The 26,678-nt window shown below is 72.9% G+C and carries 22 protein-coding genes and 1 CRISPR repeat array; of the genes, 14 read left to right on the top strand and 8 right to left on the bottom strand.

Features of this window, described 5'->3' with window-relative positions; genetic code table 11:
• Positions 1 to 421 precede the first annotated feature (421 nt).
• From C1701_RS02820 to C1701_RS02830, 3 genes are all read left to right on the top strand, one after another.
• Complete coding sequence (locus C1701_RS02820; protein ID WP_337662104.1) at positions 422 to 1,186, top strand: AfsR/SARP family transcriptional regulator; 765 nt, start codon at positions 422 to 424, stop codon at positions 1,184 to 1,186.
• Positions 1,187 to 1,397: 211 nt separating this feature from the next.
• The gene (locus C1701_RS02825; RefSeq protein ID WP_051713501.1) at positions 1,398 to 1,619 is read left to right on the top strand and encodes an MbtH family protein; all 222 of its coding nucleotides are present in this window, start codon (positions 1,398 to 1,400) and stop codon (positions 1,617 to 1,619) included.
• Between the two features lie 233 nt (positions 1,620 to 1,852).
• A complete protein-coding gene (locus tag C1701_RS02830; RefSeq protein ID WP_155886282.1) occupies positions 1,853 to 2,629 on the top strand; it encodes a thioesterase II family protein in 777 nt (258 codons plus the stop codon).
• A gap of 720 nt (positions 2,630 to 3,349) precedes the next feature.
• Here the strand turns inward: C1701_RS02830 and cas6 are convergent.
• Both cas6 and C1701_RS02840 read right to left on the bottom strand, forming a co-directional pair.
• Positions 3,350 to 4,039: a CRISPR-associated endoribonuclease Cas6 gene (gene cas6 / locus C1701_RS02835; protein WP_026420733.1), complete on the bottom strand. Its 690-nt coding sequence runs from the start codon at positions 4,037 to 4,039 to the stop codon at positions 3,350 to 3,352.
• 591 nt (positions 4,040 to 4,630) lie between these two features.
• Positions 4,631 to 5,998, bottom strand: a complete 1,368-nt coding sequence (locus C1701_RS02840; protein ID WP_051713500.1) for a flavin-containing monooxygenase — start codon at positions 5,996 to 5,998, stop codon at positions 4,631 to 4,633.
• A gap of 135 nt (positions 5,999 to 6,133) precedes the next feature.
• Here C1701_RS02840 and C1701_RS02845 point away from each other — a divergent pair, with 135 nt between their 5' ends.
• Together C1701_RS02845 and C1701_RS02850 are read left to right on the top strand one after the other, a co-directional pair.
• Complete coding sequence (locus C1701_RS02845; RefSeq protein ID WP_337662105.1) at positions 6,134 to 7,153, top strand: SDR family oxidoreductase; 1,020 nt, start codon at positions 6,134 to 6,136, stop codon at positions 7,151 to 7,153.
• On the top strand, positions 7,050 to 7,682 hold the full coding sequence (locus C1701_RS02850) for a TetR/AcrR family transcriptional regulator (RefSeq protein ID WP_103055492.1): 633 nt from the start codon (positions 7,050 to 7,052) through the stop codon (positions 7,680 to 7,682). The genes C1701_RS02845 and C1701_RS02850 overlap by 104 nt, the downstream gene beginning before the upstream one ends.
• A 55-nt stretch (positions 7,683 to 7,737) precedes the next feature.
• Here the strand turns inward: C1701_RS02850 and C1701_RS02855 are convergent, their stop codons facing one another.
• Positions 7,738 to 10,533, bottom strand: coding sequence for a hypothetical protein (locus C1701_RS02855; protein WP_051713497.1), 2,796 nt, complete (start codon positions 10,531 to 10,533; stop codon positions 7,738 to 7,740).
• Positions 10,530 to 12,284, bottom strand: a complete 1,755-nt coding sequence (locus tag C1701_RS02860) for an HSP90 family protein (RefSeq protein WP_337662106.1) — start codon at positions 12,282 to 12,284, stop codon at positions 10,530 to 10,532. Before C1701_RS02860 ends, C1701_RS02855 begins: the two co-directional genes overlap by 4 nt.
• Positions 12,285 to 12,894: 610 nt before the next feature.
• Positions 12,895 to 13,884: a CRISPR direct-repeat array (repeat unit 37 nt; unit sequence GTTGCACCGGCCCTCCGGGGCCGGTGAGGATCGCAAC).
• 20 nt (positions 13,885 to 13,904) lie between these two features.
• Here C1701_RS02860 and C1701_RS02865 point away from each other — a divergent pair.
• Complete coding sequence (locus tag C1701_RS02865) at positions 13,905 to 14,324, top strand: hypothetical protein (RefSeq protein ID WP_103055494.1); 420 nt, start codon at positions 13,905 to 13,907, stop codon at positions 14,322 to 14,324.
• A 44-nt stretch (positions 14,325 to 14,368) separates the two neighbouring features.
• Here C1701_RS02865 and C1701_RS02870 read toward each other — a convergent pair whose 3' ends face one another.
• The gene (locus tag C1701_RS02870; protein ID WP_026420729.1) at positions 14,369 to 15,112 is read right to left on the bottom strand and encodes a peptidase E; all 744 of its coding nucleotides are present in this window, start codon (positions 15,110 to 15,112) and stop codon (positions 14,369 to 14,371) included.
• Between the two features lie 398 nt (positions 15,113 to 15,510).
• Between C1701_RS02870 and C1701_RS02875 the strand changes: the two genes are divergently transcribed.
• On the top strand, positions 15,511 to 16,026 hold the full coding sequence (locus C1701_RS02875; protein ID WP_030106992.1) for a pyridoxamine 5'-phosphate oxidase family protein: 516 nt from the start codon (positions 15,511 to 15,513) through the stop codon (positions 16,024 to 16,026).
• 612 nt (positions 16,027 to 16,638) lie between these two features.
• Here C1701_RS02875 and C1701_RS02880 read toward each other — a convergent pair.
• The gene (locus tag C1701_RS02880) at positions 16,639 to 17,844 is read right to left on the bottom strand and encodes an ROK family transcriptional regulator (protein WP_337662107.1); all 1,206 of its coding nucleotides are present in this window, start codon (positions 17,842 to 17,844) and stop codon (positions 16,639 to 16,641) included.
• A 410-nt stretch (positions 17,845 to 18,254) separates the two neighbouring features.
• Here C1701_RS02880 and C1701_RS02885 point away from each other — a divergent pair, with 410 nt between their 5' ends.
• A complete protein-coding gene (locus C1701_RS02885) occupies positions 18,255 to 19,712 on the top strand; it encodes an RICIN domain-containing protein (RefSeq protein WP_103055496.1) in 1,458 nt (485 codons plus the stop codon).
• A 190-nt stretch (positions 19,713 to 19,902) separates the two neighbouring features.
• On the opposite strand, the gene C1701_RS02890 is transcribed toward C1701_RS02885, so the two are convergent.
• Positions 19,903 to 21,321 (bottom strand): FAD-binding oxidoreductase, encoded by a 1,419-nt coding sequence (locus tag C1701_RS02890; RefSeq protein WP_103055497.1) that lies wholly within the window; start codon positions 21,319 to 21,321, stop codon positions 19,903 to 19,905.
• Positions 21,322 to 21,384: 63 nt separating this feature from the next.
• Between C1701_RS02890 and C1701_RS02895 the strand changes: the two genes are divergently transcribed.
• Positions 21,385 to 22,383, top strand: coding sequence for a helix-turn-helix transcriptional regulator (locus C1701_RS02895; protein ID WP_103055498.1), 999 nt, complete (start codon positions 21,385 to 21,387; stop codon positions 22,381 to 22,383).
• Positions 22,384 to 22,497: 114 nt separating this feature from the next.
• On the opposite strand, the gene C1701_RS02900 is transcribed toward C1701_RS02895, so the two are convergent.
• A complete protein-coding gene (locus tag C1701_RS02900) occupies positions 22,498 to 22,959 on the bottom strand; it encodes a nuclear transport factor 2 family protein (RefSeq protein WP_026420723.1) in 462 nt (153 codons plus the stop codon).
• A 93-nt stretch (positions 22,960 to 23,052) separates the two neighbouring features.
• Between C1701_RS02900 and C1701_RS27075 the strand changes: the two genes are divergently transcribed.
• The 5 genes from C1701_RS27075 (at position 23,053) to C1701_RS02920 (ending at position 26,676) form a co-directional block, all read left to right on the top strand.
• Positions 23,053 to 23,349 (top strand): TetR/AcrR family transcriptional regulator, encoded by a 297-nt coding sequence (locus tag C1701_RS27075; protein ID WP_308208840.1) that lies wholly within the window; start codon positions 23,053 to 23,055, stop codon positions 23,347 to 23,349.
• Between the two features lie 71 nt (positions 23,350 to 23,420).
• A complete protein-coding gene (locus tag C1701_RS27080; protein ID WP_308208841.1) occupies positions 23,421 to 23,618 on the top strand; it encodes a hypothetical protein in 198 nt (65 codons plus the stop codon).
• 360 nt (positions 23,619 to 23,978) lie between these two features.
• Complete coding sequence (locus C1701_RS02910) at positions 23,979 to 24,722, top strand: class I SAM-dependent DNA methyltransferase (RefSeq protein ID WP_026420722.1); 744 nt, start codon at positions 23,979 to 23,981, stop codon at positions 24,720 to 24,722.
• A 248-nt stretch (positions 24,723 to 24,970) separates the two neighbouring features.
• Positions 24,971 to 25,804, top strand: coding sequence for a nucleotidyltransferase domain-containing protein (locus tag C1701_RS02915; protein ID WP_337662108.1), 834 nt, complete (start codon positions 24,971 to 24,973; stop codon positions 25,802 to 25,804).
• Between the two features lie 98 nt (positions 25,805 to 25,902).
• Positions 25,903 to 26,676, top strand: coding sequence for a GNAT family N-acetyltransferase (locus C1701_RS02920; RefSeq protein WP_103055499.1), 774 nt, complete (start codon positions 25,903 to 25,905; stop codon positions 26,674 to 26,676).
• Positions 26,677 to 26,678 lie beyond the last annotated feature (2 nt).

Raw genomic sequence — 26,678 nt, forward strand, 5'->3', positions numbered from 1 at the left:
CCGCCGGGTGGCACGATCGGCCCGTCCACTCCGGACCGCCGACGGATCGACCCCGCCCGGCGCGGGTCCCCAGTCCCGTCGGGACAACCGCTCCACGCGGCCGGACCACGGGGGTACGACCACCGGATCGGACGTGTCCCGGGAGTGGACGAATCCTGTACCGTCAGAACTCGCGCGGCAGTGGCCGGACGACCGCCCTCGCCCCCGCCTCCCACCCCGGGCCCGGTGTCCGCCGCCCCTGAGCCCGGTGTTAGGGCTTTCTTAGCGCGCCGGGCGAGACTGGGCCGCCGCCCGCGCTGGACCGGTGCCGCGGGCCTGTCCCACGGAGGCGGGATTGAGGTTCGGAATCCTGGGATCACTCGAGGTCGAGGACGACGCATGTGACGTTCGGACACCTGGAGCGTCGAAACCGCGTGTCCTGTTGGCACACCTGTTGACGAACGCCGACCGGGTGGTGTCGGTGGAACGGCTCATCGCCCAGATGTGGCGGAGGCAGCCGCCGAGGACGGCGCGGACCGCCCTGCACGTCTACGTGTCGAAGCTGCGGCGGCTGTTGGGCGGGGAGACCACCACACCCGACCGGTCGATGCTGGTCACCCAGCCTCCCGGTTACCTGCTGCGCCTCGGCGGAGCTGGCCTGGACGCGCGGGCGTTCGACACCCTGCTGGCGACCGCCAGGACCCGCGCCAACCAGGGCCGGCTGTGCGAGGCGTCGCAGCTGATCACCGACGCCCTGGGGCTCTGGCGGGGGCCGGCGCTGGCCGACGTCCGGTCGGCCGGCGGCGATCTGGAGAACGAGGCCCGCCGGCTGGACGAGGCCCGGATCGCCGCCTACGAGCGGCGCGTCGAACTCGACCTGCGGCTCGACCGGCACGCCGACCTGGTCGGCGAGCTCTACGCGGCCACCTCGGACCATCCGATGCGGGAGAGCCTGCACGAGTACCTCATGGTGGCGCTGCACCGCTCGGGCCGGCCGGGCGAGGCGCTGGAGGTCTACCGGGCGATCCACCGCTCGCTCCAGGACACGCTGGGGCTGGAGCCGGGGCCCCGGCTCCAGCGGTTGCAGCGGACGGTGCTCACCCGCGGCGCGGAGGACCTGGAGTACCCCGGCAGGTGGGCGGGTTCGGGCCGAGGGTTGGCCGGCGGCACACGGCCTCGCCCGAAGCTGTCGGTGCGGAGCGCCTGAACCACCGGGGACACGGGTCGGGAGCCCAGTCCTGGCGGCGGGCCGGTGGGCCGGTCGTGGTCCCGCCCACCGGGTCCGGCCCCGGCGCCGAGGGGGTTCCATCGGGATGCGCGGCCGGCGGGGGTGCCGGCCGGTTTCGCCCGCCATGCAGCGAACGTGCAGGGCGGCAGGGTTCACTCGTGCGGTCCACGCACTCGACGGAGGGGGTTCGATGACGAAGGGGACGAAGGGGACCACGGGCGCGGAGGCGACGCACCACCGGTTCCTGGTGTTGGGGAACGAGACGGGGCAGTACTCGGTGCGGCCGGCGTTCGCCGAGGTGCCCAGCGGCTGGACGGTGGCGTTCGGGGCGGACACCAGGAGGAACTGCCTGGATTTCCTGGTCTCGCGGTGCCCGGTCGCCCCGGGGAGGGGCTCGTTCCGGGCAGGGTGAACCACGGGCACCGCCTCGCCAGCGGGGGACGGCGGTGCGGCGGGCGGGCCGTGGAGCGCGGCGCGGCGGGGGCTGGTCGGCGGTCCCCGAGGGTGGGCGCGGGTCCGGGCTGGACGGGAGACGTGCCGGTTGGGTTCACTGTGGCCGGGAGGATCACCCCGGGTGCCCGACCGGTGACGGTCGGCGAGGTTCGCCGTTCGGGGCTCCCGCCGTTGACCGCCGTCCAGGAAGGCATGCCCACCGTGACAACCTCGACCACCGGGACCGAGTCGCCGTGGTTCCGGCGTTTCCACCGCACCGCCGTCAACCCGAGGGCCCGCCTGGTGTGCTTCCACTCCGCCGGGGGCAACGCCAACCAGTTCCGCTCCTGGCCGGGACTGCTTCCGCTGGACCTGGACGTGCTCGCCGTCCAGCCTCCGGGACGGCAGGACCGGATCGGTGAGCCGGTGGTGGACCGGATGGACGACCTGGTGTCCCTCGTCGTGGCGGAGCTCCTCCCGCTCACCGACCTACCGCTCGTCCTGTTCGGGCACAGCATGGGCGCCGCGGTCGCCCACGAGGTCGCGGCGCGGCTGGAGGACGAGCACGACGTGCGGGTTCCCCTGCTGCTGGTGTCGGGGCGGGCCGGCCCCGGCCGGACTCGACCACGGGGGCTGGCGTACGCCGACGACGAGACCCTGCTGGCGGACGTGTCCCGGCTGAGCCAGTTGGACCGCGCCCTGTTCGCCGACCCCGACCTGCGGGAGGTGGTGCTGCCGTCGATCCGGGGTGACTACCGGCTGGTGGAGACCTACCGGGCCCCGGTGGGCCGGACGGTGGAGGCGCCGATCGTGGCCTACACCGGTGCTGCCGACCCCGTCGTCCGGGTCGAGGACGTGCGGGAGTGGGCCACGGCGACCTCGTCCAGGTTCGAGATGCGGGTCTTCGACGGAGGCCACTCCTACCTGGTGCCGCAGGAGGCGGCGTTGGTGGCCGACGTGCGCGTCAGGATCGACCGGGCACTCGGCTGACTGGAACGGCGGCCACTCCCGGTGCTGGCCCCGGGGAACGGCACCGCTCGGCGACGTCCATCCACGCCAGGAGCTGGCGGGGCACTCGGCGGCTGACCTGGTCGGGCCGTCAACGAGGTTCGGCCGGAGGACGACGGGCGACGCGAGAACCCGGTGGGCAGCCACCGCGCACCGCCACTGGGGGCGTTCGGGAGGCGGAGCCGGGCCCCACCCCGACGCCCGACCCACTCCGGCGGCGCCGAACACGACGCGAGCGGGGGAGGCGTGTCCCGCCCCGCCCCGGAGCGTCCCCGCCAGGGGCGGTCGTCGCCACGCCGTCTACCCCGACGATCATTGCCCCTGCGCTCGGGGGACTCGGCCCGACTCGGCTGCCCCCTGCCCGGCACGGAGGGTGCGGCACCCGGTCGATCCGGGGCGAGCCCGAAGGCAACCGAGGGGAGGCCACCGGCTCCGGTGCTGGGCCGGGCACGCACCCCGACGCGGTGGTGCGCGGGCGCGAGTGCCGTCGGCGGCCGTCGCCCCCGGGGAACGGTGGACGACCGGGCGGGGCGGCCACACCGCCGTGACGGAGGTGGCGGAACGGCGCTCCGGCACCCCCCGCGAGCCCGACCGGACGAGGGTGGGCGCGCCGCGACGGCCGGGGGTCGCCGGTCACCTCGGGTCGGATCACCGACGGCGACGACATGGACCGCCCCGGTGGCGGACGTCCCCGGGGGTCCCTCAGCGGATCCAGCCGAACCCCTGGTTGTTGCCCAGGCCCAACCCCCAGGACCGGATCGCCTCGACGAAACGTGGGTCGGCGCTGAGCCGGACCCGGATGACGGCCCCGATCCTGGGCGCGCCCTGCACCAGGAACCGCCGGCGCGGACCGGAATCGACGAGGACCAGGTCCTGCGGCGCGGGCAGGCCCAGCACGTCGGCCTTGTGCCGCAGGTTGTGCGCCAGCCGGCCGAGGAACGCCGGGTGGGTGGGCTCGATGAACTGGTTGTCGTACTTCACGAGGACCGGGGTGGCCGTGGTCAGCTCCACCTCGCCCCCGGCCGTCGGTTCGGCGGTCTCCACGCGCACCTCCCGGACCCGCAGCACCGTCCTGCCCCAGCGCAGGCTGTCGTGCCGGTGGAGCGCGGCGGCCATCGGACCCGCGATCTCGGGCATGGGAGAGCCGAACCAGACCGCACCCCGGTCCGAGGTGGTGTAGACGCCACGCCGCCGAGGGGCGCCCCGGAACTGGGGGCAGGTCAGCCCGAAGGGGCGCATCGGATCCCCGCGCCACCCCTCGTCGTGCAGGCTGCGCGCGAGTTCCCCGTTCTGGCTGCGCAACAACGTGTAGGCGACAGCGCGCGCCGGGCCGAAGACGTCCGCCCAGTGCATGGTCTCCGCCTTGGTGTCGACGTCCACCCGAATCCGCATGGAATCCCCCGTGGTTGCCCCGCCAGTCCCGGAACCGGTTCGCGCGCCGGTGACGGAATTCGGGGAACCGGGAACGGCACCCGTTCTCCCGGACGGCGAACTCGGTGAGGCGGTAGATTAGCGTCCGCGCTTCCGCCGAACGGCGGGCCCCCGCGTTCTCCCGCCGCCGATCATCGGAACACCGGTCCACTCCTGGCGAGGCACCTCAGCGTGGGCCGCTCCTTTTCCTTGCTCCCCTCGACGAATTCCGCGGGAGGACGCGGCCGAACCCCGGGAAAAACCAGCGGGCCGAGATCCGAAATTTTCGTGGTGATCTTTTCGACGCGTCTCCCGCCGGCGGTCGTCGTGCTCCGGCGGGCCGAGACCCGGCTCGGCCTCCGGGCCTCGTCGCCCCTCGGTTCGCGGCCACGAGGTGGTGCGCGCCGGCCGGGGCTCCGGACCGGGAGGGGGTGGCCCGGTCCGACCACCGCGCGCGGTCGAACCGGACCGTCTCACCTCCCGCAACAGGGTCTGCGCCGACCCGCGGGCCGCCCCGCCGGTCGGAGACGGGCTCCCGGGCGCGGCACCCGGTCGAGCCCGTTCGCGTGGTGGTCAGTGGTCACGCCACCGGGACGGATCACCACCAGCCCGCAACGCCTCCAGCTCCCGGTGGGCGCGCTCCAGCTCCCGCCGGTAGACCCGCTGGTCGGCGTAGGCGCGGTGCCGGGGGCTGGCGAGGTGGCGGACACCGCCGCTGAGGTTGGGCCGCAGCTGCTTGCGGACCGCGAGCAGCCGGGCGGCCGGTCCACCGACCCGGTGGGTCAGCACCGCGCTGGCCACCAGGTCCGCCTGCCGGCTCAACAACGGGAACGCGCCGGCGTCCGTCTCGAAGAGACCGAGGAAGAACAGGTCGGGGCGCCGCCGGTCCAGCACGTGGAGGTAGAGGTCGGGTGTCCCGGCCCCAGCCCCCACGAGCCCCGGCGGCAGGAACGGGAAGTCCACCCGGTAGCCGGTGGCCTGGATGACCAGGTCGGGACGCCAGGTGCTGTCGTCGGTGAAGCGGATCTCGGGCCCCTCCAAGGCGACCACGTCGGGAACCGCCGTGACGTCGCCGTGGCCGAGGTGGTGCAGGATGCGGTCGTTGAGGATGGGGTGGCTCTCGAAGATGCGGTGGTCGGGCGCGGGGAGGCCGTAGTCCTCTGGCCTGCCGGCGAGCAGCCGGAGCAGGCGCCGCATCACCGCCTGCCGCAGCCACGCCGGCAGCGGCGGGCTCTGGGCGGCGAAGACGTCGGCCGGCCGGCCCAGCACGTACTTCGGGATGACGTGGTAGCCGCGCCGCAGGCTCAACCGGGTCTCGACCGCCGCCGTCGCCGCGTCGCAGGCGATGTCCACCCCCGAGTTCCCGCCCCCGACGACCAGCACCCGACGCCCCCGCAGCCGTCCGGGCCCGTCGTAGTCCCTGGCGTGGATCAGCTCACCGTCGAAGGCACCGGGCCACTCGGGCCTCCGGGGCGTCCACTGCCGCCCGGTGGCGACCGCCAGGCCCGCGTACCGGTGGGAGCGCCCGTCGGAGAAGCTCACCGCCCAGCCGCCCGACGGCTCCGGCCGGGCGGAGGTCACCGCCCGCCCGCCGGTGAAGTGCTCGTGGACGTCGTGGTGCGCCGCGAACTCCCGCAGGTAGTCCAGGATCAGGCGGTGGCCCGGGTAGTCCGGGTAGCGCGCCGGCATCGGGAATCCCGCGAAGGCGGACATCGTGCGGGAGCTGATGAAATGCGCGGAATCGTAGAGCGGCGTCCCCGGATTCTCCCGATCCCACAATCCGCCGATCGCGTGATGTCGGTCGACGAGGTCGAAGGAAATGGACCGACGCCGGAACGCGGCGGCGAGCGCCAGACCGGCGGGTCCGGCGCCGATGACGAGATACCGGTCCGATGTCGACGCGGGACCACCGGAACCCGACGGCCGTTTCCTGGTGGTCATCACCAACCCCGAGAAGAAAGCGGAACTCGAATTGAATTCGAGTTATACTCCCAAGATCAGCACGCGGTCAAGTCCCTCCCGGAGGTCCGTGCCATGCCGGTGACACCGGAGAAACCATCCCGCCACCCCCATCCGGTGCCCGCGACCACGGCGCGCCACTGGCCGCCGCGCCGGCACCCCTCCCCTGATTTCTGGGCGGGACGCCACGCCGTGGTGACCGGGGGGTCGAGCGGGATCGGACTGGCCCTGGTGGACCGGCTCCTCCACCTCGGAGCCCGGGTCAGCGCCGTCGCCCTGGACGACGAACACCTCGACCGGCTCACCCGCCGCGCCACCACCACCCCGCGCCTGGTGACCCGCGCCCTGGACGTCACCGACCTCGGCGCCACCCGCGACACGCTCGCCGGCCTCGCCGAGCAACACGGCCCGTGCCACTCCCTGTTCACCTGCGCCGGGATCACCGAACCCGGCTACTTCCACCGCTTGTCCGACGACACGTTCCGCTCCATCATGGAGGTCAACTACTTCGGCACCCTCCACTCCGTGCGCGCCGTGGTACCCGCCATGACCGCCGCCGGGCACGGCACCCTGACCTGCGTCGTGTCCGTCGCGGGGATCCTCGGGGTGTTCGGCTACGGCGCGTACTCGCCCAGCAAGTTCGCCGTGCGGGGGCTCACCGAGGTGCTGCGCCAGGAGCTCCGCCCGGCCGGCGTCCGCGTCAGCGCCGTCTACCCACCCGACGTCGACACCCCGATGCTCGCCCAGGAAACCCCGCTCAAACCCCCCGAGCTGCGCGCCCTCTCCGGAACGATCCGCCCCCTGAGCGCGAGCCGGGTCGCCGAAGCCATCCTCGCCGGCACCCAACGAGGACATCCGGTCATCATCCCGGACTGGCGCACCAGGGGGCTGCGGTGGGTGGCCGGCGCCGCGCCGGGAGTGGCGAACGCGATCATGGACCGGATCATCACCGGGGCGAGCCGGCCAGGAGGAGGCGATCCGCGGAACCCGGGCCCGACCCCGGACCGGCAGGACGGAAAGGCGAGGGCAGCACGTGAGCACAGCGATCCCCGGCTACCGACGTCGACCAGCGCAGGCGCGCACCCAGGAACGAGCACGCCGCATCCTCGCCGCGGCGGAGGAACTGCTGGTCGGTGAGGGCTACGCGGCCGTCACCACCAGCAGGGTGGCCGCCGTCGCCGGAATACCGGTGAGCTCCCTCTACCACCTCTTCCGCGACCGGGACAGCATCATCGACGCCCTCGTCGCGGGCTACCTCGACCGGTTCCTCGACATCACCGACGACATCTCCTCGGCCGTCGAACACCACACGGTGGGCCTCGACCAGGTGGTGTCCGAACTGATCGACGGCTACGCCAGCCTCTACCGCACCGAACCCGGGTACCGGGTGCTCTGGCTGGGCGGCCACCTCGACGGCCGGCTCGCCGCCAAGGACCGCGACAACAGCAGCCGGGTCGCCGAACGGCTCCGGACCGTCCTGGCCGAACAACCCGAGGCCGCCCACCGACCCGAACTCGTCGCGCTCGCCTGCCGCGTCGGCGTCGAGATCGGCGACCACCTGCTGCGACTGGCCTTCCAGGAGAACCCGGACGGCGACCCCGCCATCCTGGAACAGGCCAAGATCGCCGTCACCGCCTACGTCCGCCAGGCCCTGACCCGACGCTGACGCCGGGGGCTCCGGGACCGCGACACCCGGAGCCCCCGCACCGACGGCGTGGACGTCAACCCCGCAACTCCGCCAACAGCTCCGCCACCCGCTCCCGGTAGTTGTCGGCGCCCTCCGGAAGCTCGTCCAACGCGTGGGTCAACACCACTTCGGCCTCGTCCCGCCGGTCCAGGTCGATCAACATCCGCCCCCGCAGCACGTCGGCGATCGCCGCCTCCACCCGCCCGTCCAAGGCCCGAAAACCCGCCGCGGCCGCCGACGCCCTGGGCAATCCGTCGTCCAGCCGTCCCAGGGCGGCGAGGATCCGGGCGGCGTCGTAGGACAGGCGCGCCCGCTGCCAGCCCACGGCGGGATCACCGGCGGGCAGCTCCGCGGCCAGCTCGTCCGCACCGGACAGCACCTCCCACGCCCGCTCACCCTCCCCCGCCCAGTGCCAGGACAACGCGGCCTTCCGCCGGTTCTCCAACTCCTCCACCCGCCGCTCGGCCCGCCGACAGGCCTCGGCGGCCCGCAGGTAACGCTCCGCCGCCTCGGCGTCGCGGTCCTGCTCGTCCAACACGTCGGCGACGTGGCCGTGCATCTGCGCCACCCCGGCCGGGTTCTCCTCCCGCTCGCAGTACTCCACGAGCTCGTCGAAGAGGGCGAGCGCCTGCTCGACATGCCCCAACGCCCGGTAGGACTGCGCGAGCAGGAACCGCCCCCGGTACAGCTCGTCGACGTCACCGAGCCGCTCCAGCGCCGGCAGCGCCTCCTCGGTGGCCTCCGCCGCCTCGTCGGGCAGTTCGATGCGAAGGCAGGCGTCGGCCAGGTCGAGCCGCACGTAGGCCGCCCGCTCCGCCTGCCCGTCCTCCTCCAGGTCCACGACGAGGTCGGTCAACTGCTCCTGGGCCTCCAGCGACCGGCCCAGGTTCAACGCCACCTGCGCCCTGCGGTGCAGGGCGGCGAACCGGAGCGCGGACTCGTCGGTGCGGGCCGCCTCGGCGAACAGGCCGTACGCGCCGGGCAACTCCCCCAGGTTCGCCCGCAGCGAGGCCAACCCGAACTGCACGCGGCGCAACAGCGTGGAGGGCGGGAACGCCTCCAACTCCTCCAACGCCCGTTCCCACAACGGCAGCAGCCGGGTGCGCGCGTCCAGCCCGGCCTGGCTGGCGAACCGCGCGTGCTGCGCGACCACCCCGGCCAACACCACGCGGTCACCGAACCGTTCCGCCCGCTCGACCGCCTCCGCCAACAATTCCACGGCATCGTCGGTCCGGTCGCTGAGGTGGTAGGCCGCCGCCAGCCGGCACCGGGCCCGCAGCGCCTCGCCCCGGTGGCCGTCACCGTCGAGCGCCAACAGGCCCCGGTTGATCTCGGCGAGCCCCTCCTCGGACCGCCCACCCTGGCAGAGAAGCACGCCCAACCGGGTCCGCGTCTCGTTCTCCCGCACCAGGTCCCCCACCCGCGCGAACAGGGTCATCGCCCGCCGCCAGGTCTCCTGGGCCAGTTCGACGTCACCGTCGGCGAGGCGGAACCCGTGCGCCACCAGACGCCGGGCCAGCAACGCGGGTTCCGGGTGCGGGCACAGCTCGTCGAACCGCTCCCACGCGGACGCCGCTCGCCCGTCGTTCTCGAACCACATCTCCCGCTCGGCGAGCTCGGCCAGCGCCTCCGGACGCTCCGGCAGTACCTCGGCCGTCGGCGGCTCACCCGGCGCGGTCGGCGCGGTCGCCGGCGCCTGCCCGGACCGGCCCCGCCGCACCAGACCGGACAACGGCAGGTGGTCGACCAGCGGTTCCTCGACGAGCTGGCCGCGCACGGACTCGCTCTGGTGGGAGGTGCCGTTGCGTTCGTCGAACCGCGCCGCCACCGCCAGCGCCCGATCGGCCAGCTCGTCCCGCAGCCGCGCCACCGGCACCGTCGTCGCCTCCCGCTCCCGGAAACCGGGACGACGCACGGGGTCGTCGCCGTGCCCCCGGGCCACGATCAGGTCAAGGGTGCGGGAGGCCGCGGCGGCGAACTCCATCTCGGTCATCGGGGACGGCGGCTCGTCAAGCCACCCGAGGTGCCGTTCCACGAGTTCCAGCCCGCGCACCTCGTTGCCGCTCAACGCGCAGAACCGGATGTGCTCGGCCACCAGGGCCAGTTCGCTCCTGTCGTGCTGCACGGCCCGGTAGGCGCGGCGGTGCGCGTCGGCGGCGTCGTCGAGCGCCCCCACCCGCAGGTAGGGCCGGAGCAGCGCGGTCAGGATGCCGTGCGGCTGCTCGGTGCACGCCAGCTCACCGTCGAGGACCGGCGCGGCCAGCGCCACCGCCTCCTCGTACCGGCCGGTGTCCTCGAGGTGGTACACCTTCTCGCTCGGTTCGCAGCCCGCGCAGTCGGACATCGCGCTCCGGGGGCTGGCGCACCACAACCGGTACTCCTCCTCGGCGGCGTCGAGGTCACCGAGGTGCCGGTGCACCCTCGCGCGGCGTTGGTGCACCGGACCCACGCCGTGACCGGCGAGCCGGTAGCGCCGCTCCATGTCGGCCAACACCGCCCTGGTCCGGTCGAGCGACACCTCGGGGAAGGAGGTCAACGCCCCGATCACGCCCTTGAAGTACCAGAACAACTGGTGGTCGAACCGCGAATCCGACTCACCCCGGTCGTAGGCGGCCAGGCACCAGGAGAACGGCACGACCATCTTCGCCGGTTCGCCGCCGTACTGGTACGCCGCCACCGCCAGGATGCGGGACGCGTACCGCAACCCCGGACGCCCCACCGCGTCCGACCGCCGGACCACCTCCTCGGCGGCGGCCACCTGGGAGGCACCGTAGGGCAGCCGCCAAGCCGCCCGCAGCATCTCCTCGACCTCCTGCTCGCTGTGGCTCACTGCTGGTCCTCCGAAGGAATGGCCCGCTCCAGCAGGCCGAGAAACGAGCGGTTCAGAAGGGCGGCGTCCGCCGGCCGGATCGGGTGGTAGCCGAGCAGGAGGGCCTGCCCGTACAGCGACTCGACGGCCAACCGCACCGCCTCGGGATCCCGCGAGGCGCAGACCCGCCGCACCAGGTCGTTGCGGTGGTTCAACACCAGGCGCGGGCGGTCCTCCCTGGGTTTCTCGAAGGCCGACAGCACCCCGGCCCACAGTTCGTCCACCTGCTGCCGGGTGGAACGCAACTCGGACTGGAAGGCCGCCGACCGGTCGACCAGGTACAGCACCGGCAGGTTGACCGGGTCGAAGGAGCGCAGCACGAGTTCACAGCCCAGCCCGTCGAGCACCCCCTGCGCGGCGGTGACGAACGGTCGCGCGGCCAGTTCCTCCGCCGGGTCGACCGGTTCGAAGCGGGTGACCAGATCCGTGGGGTCGAGCCGCACGACCACCGCGTCCGCGTCCACGACCGGGAGACGGTCGATGATCTCGGAGTCGTAGGTGTAGCCGCCGTTGACCACGGCGAGGCCCTGGGCGGCCGCGACGGCGGCCAACTGGCGGAAGTCCTCCGCCGTCGTCGTGTACCGCACCGTGCCGTGGCGCGCGCGGAAGTCGGCCAGCGTCATCCGGCCGACGTTGGTCTCCATCGGCATCCACCGCTCGACGAGGCGCAGCATCTCGTCGTCGTGCAGCGCGAGCGCCTTCACCCCCAGGTGGTGGATCTCCAGGAACCTGGCCAGCCGCGCCGGTTGGGTCCTGGCCAGCCCCGTCATCCAGCCACGCAGCCGGGCCCCCAGCGCCTCGCGGGTCGCCTCCAGCAGGCCGTCGTCGTACAGGGCCTCCCGGCTCGCGGTGGGCCGCAGGCCCTCCGCGTCGACGACGCAACGGGCGAAGAACGCCCAGTCGGGCAACAGCCCGTCGCCGCTCTCGGTGAGCAGCATCCGCTTCAGGTAGACCCGGTGCCCGGCGCGTTCGGCCGGGTTCGCGGGGAAGGGCAGCACGTAGGCGACACCGGTCAGCCCCGCCTCCGGAACCGCGAGGTCGATGACGTCGAACGGGGTGAAACCGAAGGTGTCCTGGGCGTAGCCGAGCAGGTCCGCGTCCCGTTCCCCCGGGGTCCGGTCGTCGGACCGCCACGGCGGCCCGTCCCCGCTGACGGCCTCACCGGCGACGGTGACCCGGAAGGGCAGCAGGGAACCGTAGAGCCGGCAGAGGTCCCGCACCGTCTCCGGTTCGAACCACTGCTCCGCGCCGCGTCGGGCGCGGAGGGAGGCGGTGGTGCCCGGTTCGTCCCGCTCCGCCGGGCCGATCGCGTACGTCCCGTCGGACCGGCCGAGCCACTCCACCGCCGCACCACCGCTCACCGAACGGGTCACGACGCGGACCTCATCGGCCACGAGGAACGCGGAGAGCAGCCCGATGCCGAACTGGCCGAGGAACTCGTGGCGGGCGAAACCGAGTTCGTCCCGCTTGGAGCTGCGACCGATGGTGGCGAGGAGTTCGTGGACCTGCGACTCGGTCAGGCCCACCCCGGTGTCACTGATGGTGAGAGCGCGGTCGGTGAGTTCGATCCCGATGGCGGCGGGGGCGTCGGGATTTCCGACGCGGCGGGCCGTCACGGCGTCCACGGCGTTCTGCAACAGTTCCCGCAGGTAGACGCGTGGGCTGGAGTACAGGTGGTGGCTGAGCAGATCGACGACTCCGCGAAGATCCACCTGGAATTTCTGGTTCACTGTCCCAATCCCCAGTTCACCCCAACGTGTGGTCGGGACTCGAAATGATGATCTAGCTCATCCTATTCAGCACGGCCGACGGGCACGGTGGCGGCACAACCGCCCTCAGGCTGGCCGGAGCCGCCGTCCAGTGCGCACTCCGAAGGGTCCTTTTCGGACGTACGGTCCCTCGCCCTCCCCGGACGTGGGGACCGGCTGTCGCCAGACCGTCAGCGGACACGCCGCAGGCGTGGCGTGGAGCGGACGAGCCGCGAGAGAGGAGCGCGTGCCACGGACGCGGGGTGCGCGTCGACCGAAGGCGGGAGGGGATGCGCGGTAGCTGGCACGGGGGAGGTCGAAGCCGCGGATCGCCGACGGAAGCGCGGTTCCGGACGCCGTGGGGTGGCCGGTACCGTGAGGCGCCAGTGCCGTGAGGACAGCCCGAGAACGGTCATTCGGGTTCGGTCGGAGGGTCATGATCCTGCTTGGGAATCGGAAGCGTCACGCGACACGCCTGACCTCTCCCAACCAATTCCCGGGCGTGTCGACTGTTTTGCCTGGTTCCTGCGCGCTTCGTGGAGCGCGTAACCTGGAAAACCGCTGCTCGCGCAGCGTTGCACCGGCCCTCCGGGGCCGGTGAGGATCGCAACGTCGGCGAGGACGACGCCCAAAGAACCCGCGCCGCCCGGTTGCACCGGCCCTCCGGGGCCGGTGAGGATCGCAACCTCGGTGTCTCGCGGGGACTCCCCAGCTCAGGAGCTGTTGCACCGGCCCTCCGGGGCCGGTGAGGATCGCAACCCCGGCGAGGGCGGCGGGTGGTCGGCGGCCGTTCCCGTTGCACCGGCCCTCCGGGGCCGGTGAGGATCGCAACCACCGCATCGCCCTCACCGACATCGACGCCCTCGCGTTGCACCGGCCCTCCGGGGCCGGTGAGGATCGCAACCTCCGAGCCACCCCGGAGGGGGACGTCGTGCGGAGTTGCACCGGCCCTCCGGGGCCGGTGAGGATCGCAACGAGTGGATGCTCTTGCGCAGCCTCGCTCCTGCGAGTTGCACCGGCCCTCCGGGGCCGGTGAGGATCGCAACACCGGCCCTCACCACCCCGGCGGGTGGCCCGGCGAACGAGTTGCATCGGCCCTCCGGGGCCGGTGAGGATCGCAACTGATGACGGTCTCCCAGCTCATCGCCGCCCTGTCCCGGGTTGCACCGGCCCTCCGGGGCCGGTGAGGATCGCAACGTCACCTATGTTCTCTATCCGGTCTTGCTGTCCTAGGGTTGCACCGGCCCTCCGGGGCCGGTGAGGATCGCAACCTGGTCGCCGCAGGACCGGTGGACGACCGTCGAGTAGTTGCACCGGCCCTCCGGGGCCGGTGAGGATCGCAACGAGGCACTCACGGCAGACCCACTCGGGCCGCCCGGGTTGCACCGGCCATCCGGGGCCGGTGAGGATCGCAACGCCTCCTGGCTGGCGTGCTGGCTGGGCCACGCCGCCGTTGCACCGGCCCTCCGGGGCCGGTGAGGATCGCAACGGGCGCAACGTGCGCTGCGTGACCTCTCACAGCCTCGTGTTGCACCGGCCCTTCGGGGCCGGCGAGGATCGCAACGACGGGCCACAGGGTTGAAGGTGATCAGCTACGCCCTGGCTGGCCAGGCCGACGCCAGTGCGCGGGTGCTGGACGAAGCGATGCGCCTGCTCTCCCAGCCCAGCCGGGACGACGAAGTCCGTTTGGGGCAGCGCAGCGTCGTCGGCGACGACCTGTACGCGGTCTACCAAACCACCTGCGACATCTACCTCGGTCTCGGTACCGACGTGATCGACGCGCTACAACCCCGGTTGGATGGACTGGCCCGCTCCTCGCCCCGCACGGCCATGATCAGCCGCGCGAAGCTGGCTCACGCGTATGCCAACGCCGGCCAACCCGCCGACGCCGTCCGACTGGCCTGGGAAACGCTGGACGCCCACGACCAGGTCGGCTCGCACTCCGCCTTGACCGAGGTCCGCTGCGCCAGTGGGAGGTTCGTGCGGACGTGCGCGGGGAGATAGCCGACCTCGCCCACCGGCTGTCCGGCTGACCATCGGCCAGCCGGTTATGCGCCCTTGCCCCGTTTCAGCCGGAGCGCGTCGAGCGGTTCCTCCCGCACCTCGCCGTCCGAGGACCGGGTGACACGGTAGACGCCCGCGTTCGGCCGGTCGGCGATCGCGGCCACCAACCGGTCGTGCTCGTAATGCAGTCCGGCACCGGTGTCGGTGGCGTAGCCGACCAGACCGCCCGCAGCGCCTTCGGTGGCGAGCAGGTGGTGGAAAGCCGCCCGCCGCTCGCCTTCGCCGTAGTGCACCGCGTTGGCATGAGGCAGCAATCCCAGTCCCTCGCCGCTGCCGCGAACGCCGCCGTAGGAATCGGTGACCGTCCACGTGTGCCAGCACAGCGACCCGGCCGACTCACCGGCCAGCACGACCCCCGCCTGCCAACAGTCGGCCAGGATTGCCGGCAGGTCGTGGGCGTGCCACACCGCCAGCAGGTTGACCACGCTCCCCCTGTCCACCCAGACGACGTCCTGCTCGTGCAGGTGAGCGGCTACGTCCGGCACATTGGGTTGCTCGAACAGCGCTAGGTGGGAGGTGCGCACCTCGGTGTCGGCGAACGCCGCGTAGAAGGCGTCGATGCTGGCCTGCCGATCACCCGTGCCGGTCGATACGAAGCACAACCGCGGGCGGGGCGGCCCGCCGGCCAGGTCGAAGGCGTAGGAGAACACCGGGCCGGGCCGCCACGGGTCCCGGGCACGGTTGAACCCCATCGAGGTCGCCAGGATCGTCGGTGCGTCGGCCGCCACCCGCTCAGTGTGGCACCGTGCTGGATCACACTGCGACGGTTCGGCAGTCTCGATCCGCCGTCGCACACGGTCCCGCGACACGATCGCCAGGCCCGGACGTCGATGCCAACAGGACATCGTGGACGGCGGCCGGCAGCCCCACCGCGGCGGTGGGACGACCCGGCTTCCCTGCCTGACCCTCCATGTCCCCCATCCGTGGGGCTGGCGGCATCCGGCCGGCCTGGGTGACCGTGTCCTGCCGCGCATCCCCTCCCGTCGCCAGCGAGGCTCATCCCGAGCCGGACGGCAGGGACCCCTGGTGGCCGGCCGCACGCTTCGCATCCAGGGCGGAGCGACCAGTTCGCCCGGCCACGGGAGTCAACCCAAGCGGAAGCCTCAACCACGAGAGGGGAACAACGATGGCGATCGACGAGCCAGTCGCGGAGCTGGACCCGAGGTTCAGCGCTCCGGACGCACTGCCGACCAGCTGGTTGCGGATGGAGAAGGCGCTGCGGGGCGCGGAGACCTACTGGTTGTCCAGCGTGCGCGACGACGGCCGTCCGCACGTGAGCACCCTGCTCGCGGTGTGGCTGGACGGCGCGGCCTACTTCTGCACCGGTGAGGACGAGCAGAAGGCCCGCAACATCCAGCGTAGCCCGCTGTGCGCGCTGACCACCGGCTCGAACCTGCTCAACGAGGGTCTTGACGTCGTCGTGGAGGGGACGGCCGAGCAGATCTCGGAGGAGTCCGTCCTCCGGGAGATCGCCGATTCCTACCTGGACAAGTACGGGGAGGCCTGGCGGTTCGAGGTCCGCGACGGCCGTTTCCACGGCACCGGTGGTGGTGGGAACGTGGCCGTGGTCTACCGGATCCGGCCGGCCAAGATCCTGGCGTTCGACAAGGGTGGTTCCAGCCAGACCCGGTGGCGGTTCTGACCGTCCGCCGAGGTGGGAGGGCCTGGGCCGCACCGGCAGGGGCGCGGCGTGGCGGCCGTCGTCAGGGTGCGGACCCAATCCTTCGCGGACGGAGTGCCCGGGTGGTGGACGCCATCGAACGGTTCTCGCGCATCCTCCGAGTCCGCCAGGGACGGGCCGGCGGCGTGTCGCCGCCGGCCCGACCCCCAGCGCCACCCAGGGTCCGCCCATCATGACCGCTCCGCGCGAGGAACGCCGGCCGGCTGCTGCCCCGACGGGGTCCGGTGATGCGGTGACCGAGCGGCGCACCGGAGGGCCGCTGTCCACGCGAACCCGGTCAGCGCACTCCTCGGACCGCCGCGGTGGTGTTGGATCCCCGTCCCCCACGGTGGTGCTCCCGGGTCCGAGTTCCGGTCCCCATCCGCTGGAGGTGACTCGGGCACTCGGGAGCCGGGCGGGGTGATGTCCCCGCCGGCGCGTCTTCCGGAGGCGTCGGGGCACGCTTCCCCCGGCATCCCCGGAGCCGCACTTGTGCCAGGGCTGGGCCGGCCGTTCGAACGGGTGCTCGGCCTCCGCCGTTCTCGCTCGCTCTCCACCATCATCCGGCGAACCCAGGTGGGCCGAAGCCCGGGGTCAGCCGGGAGGCGACGTGAAGTCGCCGATCCGCCGGGCGATGGCGACCGCCGCCGCACCCCGCGCCCACTCCTCGAACGGTGCCAGGCGGACCACGACCTCGGCGCGGCCGGCCGCGCCGTAGGAGGCCTCGTGGAGTGCGGCGCGCAGGTGGGGTTCGAGCAGGGCGAGACCCGCCTGGTGGTCGGCGGACACCACGACCACTTCGGGGCCGAGGAGGTTGACGACTCCGGCGGCGGCCCGTCCCACGGCCCTCCCCGCCTCCTCGAACACCCCTCGGACCCGGGCGTCGCCGCCCTGGGCGCGGCGGACCAGGTCGGGCAGTGCCAGATCGGGTTCTCCCAGGAGTTCGGCGGCTCGTCGCACGATCGCCGGTTCCGAGGCGACGGCCTCCAGGCAGCCGGTGGCCCCGCAGTAGCACCGGGGGCCGCGCGGGTCGACGGGGACGTGGCCGAGTTCGCCGGCGACGCCGAAGGCCCCGGTGCGGACCCGACCGTCGACGACGAGGCCGCCCGTCACGCCCGCGCCGACGGTGACCAGTAGGAACGAGTCGGCGCGGGCTCCCACACCGAACCAGTTCTCCGCCTCGGTGAGGGCACGGACGTCGTTGTCGACGACGGTCGGGAGCCCGGTCTCGGCGCTGAGCAGATCGGCGAGACGCAGGTCCCGCCAGCCGTGGAACGGCTCGTAGCGGGCGATACCCCGGTCCCGGTCGACGGCACCGGCCACCGACACGCCCAGCGCGTGGGTGCGGACACGGAAGCGGGGTTCGAGGCGGCGCAGCTCGTCGACCAGTCCCGCCACCGACCCGACGACGTCCGCGACGTCATGGCCCGACAGGTGGTTTCGGGCGGCGTGGCGGACATGTGCCCTCAGGTCCGTGACGACGCCGATGAGTTCGTTGGCCGTCACCTTGACACCCACCACGAACTCCCGGTCCGCACGCACGTCCAGCGGGACGGAGGGCCGGCCGATCCGGACGTCGCGCCCCCCGACGCCGTTCCGGCCGTGGCCCGGGGAGACCTCGGCGAGGTAGCCCCGGTCGAGGAAGGCACGGGTGATCTTGGTGATGCTGGGTTGGGACAGGCCCGTGCGCCGGACCAGTTCTCCCCGCCGCACCGGGCCGTCGGTCAACACGAGGCGGAACACCCGCGCACTCGCACGCGTCGTGGCGATCGGTCCGCGACCCTGCGCGGGACGGGGCATCCCCGGAAAGTACCGCCGCCGCGTTCCACGGGTCAAGAATCGGGATACGCCCTCGTCAACGCCTGACCAACCAGGCGGTCTCCGCCAAGCGCACGCCTCGGAACTCCCGCTGACGCGGAGCTTTCGAAAACTACCGCCACCGACTTCCATGCACTGGGAATTGAAGTCCTCGCACGTCAACGGTTACGGTGATCGAGATCACGCGTTCGTCCCGGCTGACCTCCGCCGCGGAAGGAGCTACCGGTGCACGCCCGCTCCTGGTCCGGACCCCGGGGCCGGTCGCGAGGTGGTGCGCGTCCCCGACCCTCGGGACCGATGCCAGTCCCGTCACCGGTCCCGACGGTCCCCGCAACCAGCCGCGTCCCGAGATCGCGTGTTCACACCCGTCGACAGCGAACAAGGGAGTTTGCATGTCCCGGACACGATGGACGAGACGGCGCCCCGGCGCCGTGCTGGCCGCGGTGGTCGGCACCGTGGCACTGCTGATGACCGGTGTCCTCACCGGTACGGCGTCGGCCGAACCGGTTCGGATTCCCAACGCAACGCAGTTCACCGACACCGACGGAAACCCGCTGCACGCCCACGGTGGCGGTGTGCTCAAGGTTGGCGACTACTACTACTGGTTCGGGGAGAACCGCAACCCGGACTTCACCTTCCGCCACGTCTCGGCGTACCGGTCGACCGATCTGCGGAACTGGGAGTTCCGCAACCACGTGCTGACCCAGGACAGCGACCCGGAACTCGCGGTCGCGAACATCGAGCGCCCGAAGGTGATCTACAACGAGTCCACCGGGCAGTTCGTCATGTGGATGCACAAGGAGAACGGCCGGGACTACGGGGAGGCCCGGGCCGCCGTGGCCGTGTCGGACACCGTCGACGGCGACTACGAGTGGCGAGGCAGCTTCCGGCCCTTCGACGAACACATGTCCCGGGACATCACCGCCTTCGTCGACGGGGACGGCACCGGATACATGATCTCCTCCGCCAGGGAGAACTACGACCTGCACGTGTACCGGCTGACGCCCGACTACACGCAGGTCGAGGAACTCGTCCACGTGCTGTGGCCCGGCGGCCACCGGGAGGCCCCGGCGATGTTCGAACGCGACGGCGTGTACTTCCTCGTCACCTCCGGCGCCACCGGGTGGAATCCCAACCAGCAGAAGTACGCCACCGCCGAGTGCGTGGAGTGCCCGTGGACGGAGCCGACGAACCTGGGGAACTCGACGGCTTTCGGCTCGCAGACGGCCTTCGTGCTCCCGGTGGAGGGCAGCGAGACCACCAGCTACCTCTACATGGGCGACCGGTGGGGCCCGGCGCAGGGCGGCACCCCGAACGACTCCGAGTACGTGTGGCTGCCGTTGGAGTTCCCCACCCCGACCTCCCTCACCATGGACTGGACACCCGAGCTGGAGATCGACACGGCCACCGGGCGGATCAGTGGGCTCGACGGCGGACAGGCTCGCCCGGTGGTGGCCAGGCACAGCTCCAAATGCCTGGACGTGGCCGACGAGTCCACCGCCGAGGGGCACCGGGTGATCCAGTGGGAGTGCACGGGAGGGAACAACCAGCGGTGGGTGTCGCGGGATGTCGGCGGCGGGCACGTGGAACTCGTCGCCTGGCACAGCGGACGGTGCCTGACGGTGGAGGGCGGCTCCACGAGCGACGGCGGAGCCGTGACGCAACGTGCCTGCACCGGTGAGCCCCACCAGCAGTGGCGTGCCGAGGACGCGGGTGCCGGCCACGTCCGCTACGTGGCACGGCACAGCGGGCTGTGCCTGGACGTGGCCGACGAGTCCACGGCGAACAACGCCACCGTCCACCAGTGGAGCTGCGGCACCGGACCCCACCAGCAGTGGTCCCGGGGCTGACCGCCCGGTGACAGCCATCCGGCACCGGTGACGACATGTCCGAACCGGATCGTGGCCAGGAGCCGGACGCGTCCGCTCGTCGCGTTCGTCCAGTCGCGTGGACCCGCGGGCGCGATGGATGCGCCGACCCGGTCGTGCACCGGGCCCGGCGCCACCCGCCCGATCCACCGGGTGGGCGCCGGGCGATCGCTCAGTTCGGGGAGGTGGGGGCGGTCGGGGGGACGTTGCGGTTGTGGCGGAACAGGTTCCTCGGGTCCCACCGCGCCTTCGTGTCGGCGAGCCGGCGGTAGTTCTCCGGCGTGTAGGCGGAGCGGACCCGCTCGGTGTCCGCTCCGTCCCCGTCCAAAAAGTTCAGGTAGCTGGCGCCGGTCGACCAGGGGCGCAGTGCCGCGCGGACCTCGGCGTGCGGGGCGCGGAGCGCGGCCGCCTGCTCGGGGGTCGCGTCGGGGGGTGTGCGGCGGGTGAGGCCGAGGAGGTACTCGGCGTCCCGGTGGCTGACGCAGTTCGCCTCGGCGGGTGGGCGTCGGAGCGCTCCGCCCAGGTGGCGGATCTCCAGGACCTGGGGCGACGGCGCTCCTGGGCCGACGCGGTCCAGGACACCGCTCAGGGCCTGGTCGGGGAGACCGTCGAGGAACAGGTTGGTCGTCTGGTAGCCCATCGGCTCGGTGGGGTCCGAGCAGATGGTGGCCGAGTCGGTGTAGGGGAGTTCGCCGACCGCGTCCAGCAGCCGGGGACCCACCGCCCGCAGCGGTGCGATCACCTCGTCGCCGGTGGCCACGTCGAGGGTCGCGGCGATCCGCACGTGCAGCACGTGCCGACCCCGCAGGGGGTCCGGCACGCCGTCGACGTCGGGGAAGGGGACGAGGGCGACCGAGGTGGTGATCTCCTCGGGTGCCGCCGACGTCCAGTCCCGCCACGCCCGCAGCGCCTCGCCGACCAGCGGGGCGTCGTAGAAGAGCCCCCCGCCGTAGAGGGTGGGGACGGGGAAGAGGTCGACCTCCATCCCGGTGACCACCCCGAAGTTCCCGCCGCCCCCGCGCGACGCCCAGAACAGGTCCGGGTGTGTCCGGGCGGTCACCGAGCGGGTCGTCCCGTCCGCCGTGACGAGTTCGATCTCGCGCACGTGGTCGGCGGCGTAGCCGAACCGGCGGGCGAGCAGGCCCAGGCCGCCGCCGAGGGTGTAGCCGACGGCACCGACGTGGGGGGTGCTACCGGAGAGCGGGGCGAGGCCGTGGGCGCCGGCCGCCTCGATCACGGCGGACCACGGCGCCCCCGCCTCGATCCACGCCACGCGTCGACCCGGGTCGACGCGGACCCCGGCGAGGTCCCGGGTCACCACGAGCAGCCCCCCGGTGTACCGGGGAGGAACACCGTGCCCGGAGTTCAGCACGGCGACGGGCAGGTCGTGGTCGGCGGCCACGCGGACGGCGGCGCGGACGTCGGCCGTGGTGGCGGCGAGGACGGCGACGTCGGGTCGATGCGGGCCGTAGGTCTGGAAACCGACGGTGGCGGTGGCGAATCCCGGGTCCTCGGGGAGGAGGACCGGACCTGCCACCTCGGCGCGCAGGGTGGCGACGACAGGGGTGATCGCGGAGGTCGACGTGGTCATGCGGTCGAAGCTAGAGCGCGTTGCGGACCGGAGGTGTCCGCAAGGAGATGACATCCTGAAAGAGTGAACGCGAGCCTGCCGGCGCGGCTGTTGAGCCTCCTGTCGCTGTTGCAGAGCCGCCGCGAGTGGTCGGGGGCCGAGTTGGCGCGCCGGCTGGAGGTGACCGACCGGACCGTCCGACGCGACGTCGGGCGGCTGCGTGCCCTGGGCTACCCGGTGCGGGGTACGACCGGCACCGCCGGCGGGTACCGGATGGTGGCCGGGCGGGATCTTCCTCCGCTGCTGCTGGACGACGAGGAGGCGGTGGCGGTGGCCACGGCGCTGCTCACCGCGGCCGGGGGCACGGTCACGGGGATCGAGGACACCTCGGTGCGGGCGTTGGCGAAGTTGGAGCAGGTGTTGCCGGCACGGCTGCGGCACCGGGCGGCGGCGGTGTCCCGGGCGACGGTCCCGCTCGTGCGGCCGGCACCGAACCAGGTGTGCCCGGAGGTGCTGTCGGTGCTCGCCGTCGCCTGCCGGGACCACGAGGTGGTGACGTGCTCCTACCGCGACCGGGACGGGGTGGTGACCGAACGACGGGTCGAACCCCACCACCTGGTGACCGGTCACCAGCTCTGGTACCTGATCGCCCACGACCTGCGCCGCGGCGGGTGGCGGACGTTCCGGGTGGACCGGATCTCCGAGGTGGCCCCGACCGGGCGGCGCTTCCAGCGCGGGGAGGTCCCGGGTGGGGACCCGGCCGAGTACCCGCGGGGTGTCCTGTTGTCGACCCCGTTCCCGCACCGGGCGGAACTGTGGGTGGCCGCGTCGGCGACCCGGGTGTCACGGGTGTTGACCGACCCGCTGCCGGGCCGGGTTCGGGACATCGAGGACGGCGGGTGCGTGGTGGCGCTGGGCTCGGACACGGTGGACGGCCTGCTGCGGGAGGTCCTCGCGGTCGTGGCTCTCGGGGAACCGGTGACGATGACGGCGTCTGACCTGCTGCGGGAGCGGCTGCGCGCGTTGTCCGCCCGCCTCTCGGAGGTGGCCGACGGCGGCCCGGCGTCGGATGGCGCGGGGTGAGTGAGTGCGCGGTACCCGGTCACGGGGTGCGTGGCGGCCGTGCCGCCCACGGCTACCCGCCGACCGGGCTGCGTCGACCTTGCCGGCAGCTGACCGCCGTCGCGCCTACCCCGGTCACCACAGCGGGATCTCGGTTCCGTGTTCCTCCGGGAGTCGGGGACCGTGGATGCGTCGTTGGGCGTCGCTGATCGCGACGTCGTTGATGCTCGCCTCCCGGCGCGACATCAGGCCGCGGTCGTCGAACTCCCACAGCTCGTTGCCGTAACAGCGCCACCACTGCCCCGTCCGGTCGCGGCACTCGTACTGGAAGCGGACCGCGATCCGGTTCCCTCGCCACGTCCACAGGGATTTGCGCAGCGCGTAGTCCAGTTCACGCTCCCACTTGCCGGTCAGGAAGTCGATGATCTCCGCCCTGCCCCGGAGGACCGTGTCGCGGTTCCGCCAGACCGAGTCCGGGGTGTAGGCGGTCGCCACGCGGTGGGGGTCGCGGGTGTTCCACGCGTCCTCCGCCGCCTGGACCTTCAGCAGCGCTGTCTCCTGGGTGAACGGCGGGTAGGGCGGACGGTCCTCGGGCATCTCCTGGTCTCCTCACTCCCATGGGAGAACGATCGTTCTCCACCGGTGACCTGCACTAGAGAACCACCGTTCTCAACGTCAAGGAGTCTCCCAGTGCCAGCCCCGACGTCGGAGGAACGGAACCATCTCGATCGCGTGGTGCTCCTCGACGCGGCGGAGCGGCTCTTCTACGAGCGCGGCATCCGCGCGGTGGGGATGGACGAGGTCCGTGCCGCCTCCGGTCTGCCGCTCAAACGGACCTACCGGTTGTTCAGCGCCAAGGAGGACCTCGTGGTGGCGGTGTTGCGCCACCACGACCAGCGGTGGCGAGGCGAGCTGGCCGACCGCGTGGAGCGGGTTCCCGAGCCCCGCGAACGGGTCCTGGCGCTGTTCGACTGGCTGGAGAAATAATTCGGAAACCCGGCTTCCGGGGCTGCGCCTGGATCAACGCGCACGGCGAGCTCGGCTCGTCCTCGCGGCGGGTGTTGGCCGAGATCCGTTCCCACAAGCAGGCGTTCCACGACCAGATCGCCGAGTGGGTGCGGACCGCCGGGTCCTCGGTGGTCGAACCAGTCGTCCTGCTCGCCGAGGGCGCCATCGTGACGGCCGGTGTCAGCGGCGATCCGGCAGCTGCCCGCCACGCGCGGCGAGCCGTCGCGCGGATGCTCGGGATGGTGTGAGCACCCCCGCTCGTCCCCGCCCCGCCGACCGCGGCCGCTGGGCTTCGACGGGCGGCGGGACCGGGCAGCGCCACCCGCGCGTAGGGGGGTGAACCGAGCAGCTCCGACCCCGCCGCGCCGCCGTTCGCGGTCGGGGTGCGCGGTGGTGAGGGGGAGGACCGCTCGACGCATCACGCGGGTCGCCTCGGGGCATCACCGATCCCGGCCCCCGCCCCGGGACAAGCCGCACGAGTGGCGGGCCGGTCGGCCCTCGTGGCCCCGGGACGCGCCCGTCCGCCGGTGGTGGCTCGGGCAGGGCCTGGTCGCCGTCGCACCGAATTCGGTGGACATCGCGGGCCGTCGCCGGGAATCGTCACGACCATGCGCCAGGAGGAGATCTGGGACGCGGAGACCGCCCAACGCTATGACACGCCGGGCCGGGGCAGGTTCGCCCGTGAGGTCCTGGAACCGACCGTCGACCGCCTGGCCGCGTTGGCCGGTGACGGGGAGGCGCTGGAGTTCGCGATCGGCACCGGTCGGGTGGCCGTGCCACTCGCCGAACGGGGGGTCCGCGTCACCGGGATCGACCTGTCCCGTCCCATGGTCGAGCGGCTCCGGACGAAGGTGGACGATCGGGCCGTGCCCGTGGTCATCGGGGACATGGCCACGGCCACCGCGCCGGGCGAGTACTCGCTGGTGTACCTGGTCTACAACACGATCTCGAACCTGCTCACCCAGGCCGAGCAGGTGTCCTGCTTCCGCAACGCCGCACGCCACCTGGTGCCCGGCGGGCGGTTCGTGATCGAGCTGGAGGTGCCCGAGCTGCGCCGGCTCCCACCGGGGCAGGAGGCGCTGGTCTACCACGCCGAGCCCGGGTACGTCGGCCTGGACACCTACGACACGGTGCGCCAGCACCTGGTGTCCCACCACTTCACGTTCGGCGAGGGCAGGCAGGCGCGGCTGGCGCGCAGTCCGCACCGCTACGTCTGGCCGGCCGAGCTCGACCTGATGGGGCAGCTGGCCGGGTTCGACCTGGAGAACAGGTGGGCCGACTGGTCCGGAGCCGAGTTCACCTCCGACTCCCGGTCCCACGTCTCCGTCTATCGGCTACCACCGGCCCCGTGAGCCCGTGGTGGACACGAGGCCCGGCGCGGGGCGGGACCGTGGGACGACCCGCGAGCGGCTCCTCGTCGCGGCCGGCCGCGCCGCCCCCGGTCACCGCGACGGCACGGGCCGGGTCCGCCCTCGGTCCCGGTCGGGAGCCCGGGGCTGGTGTGCGAGCGGGTGGCATCCGGGGCGGTCGTGCCGGTGCCACGGAGGGGAGCTCGGGAAATCGGGTGGATCGGTTCGCGCCGATCGGTCATCCTGCGCGAATGGTCGAACGCGGGGTGGACGAACGCGGGGTGGACGAACGCGGGGTGGACGGCACGGGAGCGATCGTCCGGGAGGGGGCCCTCGACCGGGTGGGCGCGGCGTTCACGCCGGTGGTCGAGGCGACCCGGGCACGCCTCGCTGCGACCTTCGACGCCGACCGCCTGCACAGCGCCTACCTCTACGGCAGCATCCCCCGGGGCACCGCCGTCCCTGGCACGTCCGACCTGGACGTCCTGGTGGCCCTGCGAGCGGAGCCATCGGCCACCGACCGGGCCGAGGTCAGGACCATCGAGTCCGAGTTGGACGACGCCTTCCCGGAGATCGACGGCGCCGGCATCCTCCTGTCGAGCATGACGTCCCTCCTCAGCGACGGGGAGCGGTACGACGGCGGGTTCTTCGTCGCCTGCCTGTGCACCCCGCTGCTCGGGCAGGACCTCGCCGAGCTGCTGCCCCGTTACCGGCCGGACTCGGTGCTCGCGCGGGAGACGAACGGCGACCTCGGTTCCCTGCTTCCCCGGTGGCGGGACAGGAACGCCGCCGCCACCACGGACGCCGAGCGGCGTTCCCTCGTGCGCGGGGTCACCAGGCGGGTGGTCCGCACCGGGTTCACGCTGGTCATGCCCCGCTGGGGCGGGTGGACCAGCGACCTCACCCGGTCGGCCGACCTCTTCGCGCGGTACTACCCGGACCAGGCCGAGCGGATGCGGGCCGTCGCCGAGGCCGCGTCGGCTCCGACGGCGAACACGGACGTCCTCCCGATGGTCCTCGACGACCTCGGCCCCTGGCTGGCCGAGGAGTACGCCGCCGTGCACGGGGTCCCCGGGCCGCGCTGACCACGCGACCTCCGGACGTCCCGCGCGAGGGGGTGGCCGATCACGATCGCCGTGCCACGCCCGCGCCCCGTGGCTGGCCCGCCGGAAGGGAGGCGAGGATGCCGACCACGTCCTCGACCAGCACCGCCGCCCTCGTCGCCGCGCTCCAGGAACGGACCGCGCGGGCACTGCCAGCCGAACACGTCGTCCACCTCGGAGGCTGGTGGCTGCGGCACTCCCCCGGCTGCGCGTGGTGGTCGGCGGCCGTGCTGGCGCACGAGGAGCTGGCGGCGGAACCGCTGGCGGAGCGGGTGGGACGGGCGGAACGCTTCCACGCCGGGTACGGCGGGACCGCCCGCTTCCAGATCAGCCCGGCCTCACCCGACCAGTTGGACGCGCTGCTGGCCGGGCGGGGCTATCGCCGGGAGAGTCCGATGTCGTTGCGGACCGCTCCGCTGGACGGGGCACGCGTCGGGGCGGTCGGCGCCCACCTCCCGGTGTCGGTCGCCGATCAGGCGGATCCCGGCTGGTTCGACACCTGGTTCGCCGTGCACGGCGCGGGCCTCGACCGGGAGGCCGAACGCCGGGTGCTCGACCGGCTGGACCGCCCCTGCGGGTACGCCTCCGTGGCCCTGGACGGGGAGGTGGTGAGCGTGGGCCGGGTGGTCCTCGACGACCGCTGGGCGGGGATCTTCGGCATGGCGACAAGGCGGCACGCCCGGGGCCGGGGCGCCGCCCGGCTGGTGTTGGGCGCGTTGGCCGGGTGGGCGGGGCGACGCGGGGCCCACCAGCTCTACCTCCAGGTGGACGAGGACAACACCGCCGCGCACGGGCTCTACACCCGCGCCGGGTTCACCGAGCTCGCCGCCTACCACTACCGCACCGCCCCCTGAGC

The sequence above is a fragment of the Actinoalloteichus sp. AHMU CJ021 genome, from assembly GCF_002895405.1.
Taxonomy (GTDB): domain Bacteria; phylum Actinomycetota; class Actinomycetes; order Mycobacteriales; family Pseudonocardiaceae; genus Actinoalloteichus_B; species Actinoalloteichus_B caeruleus.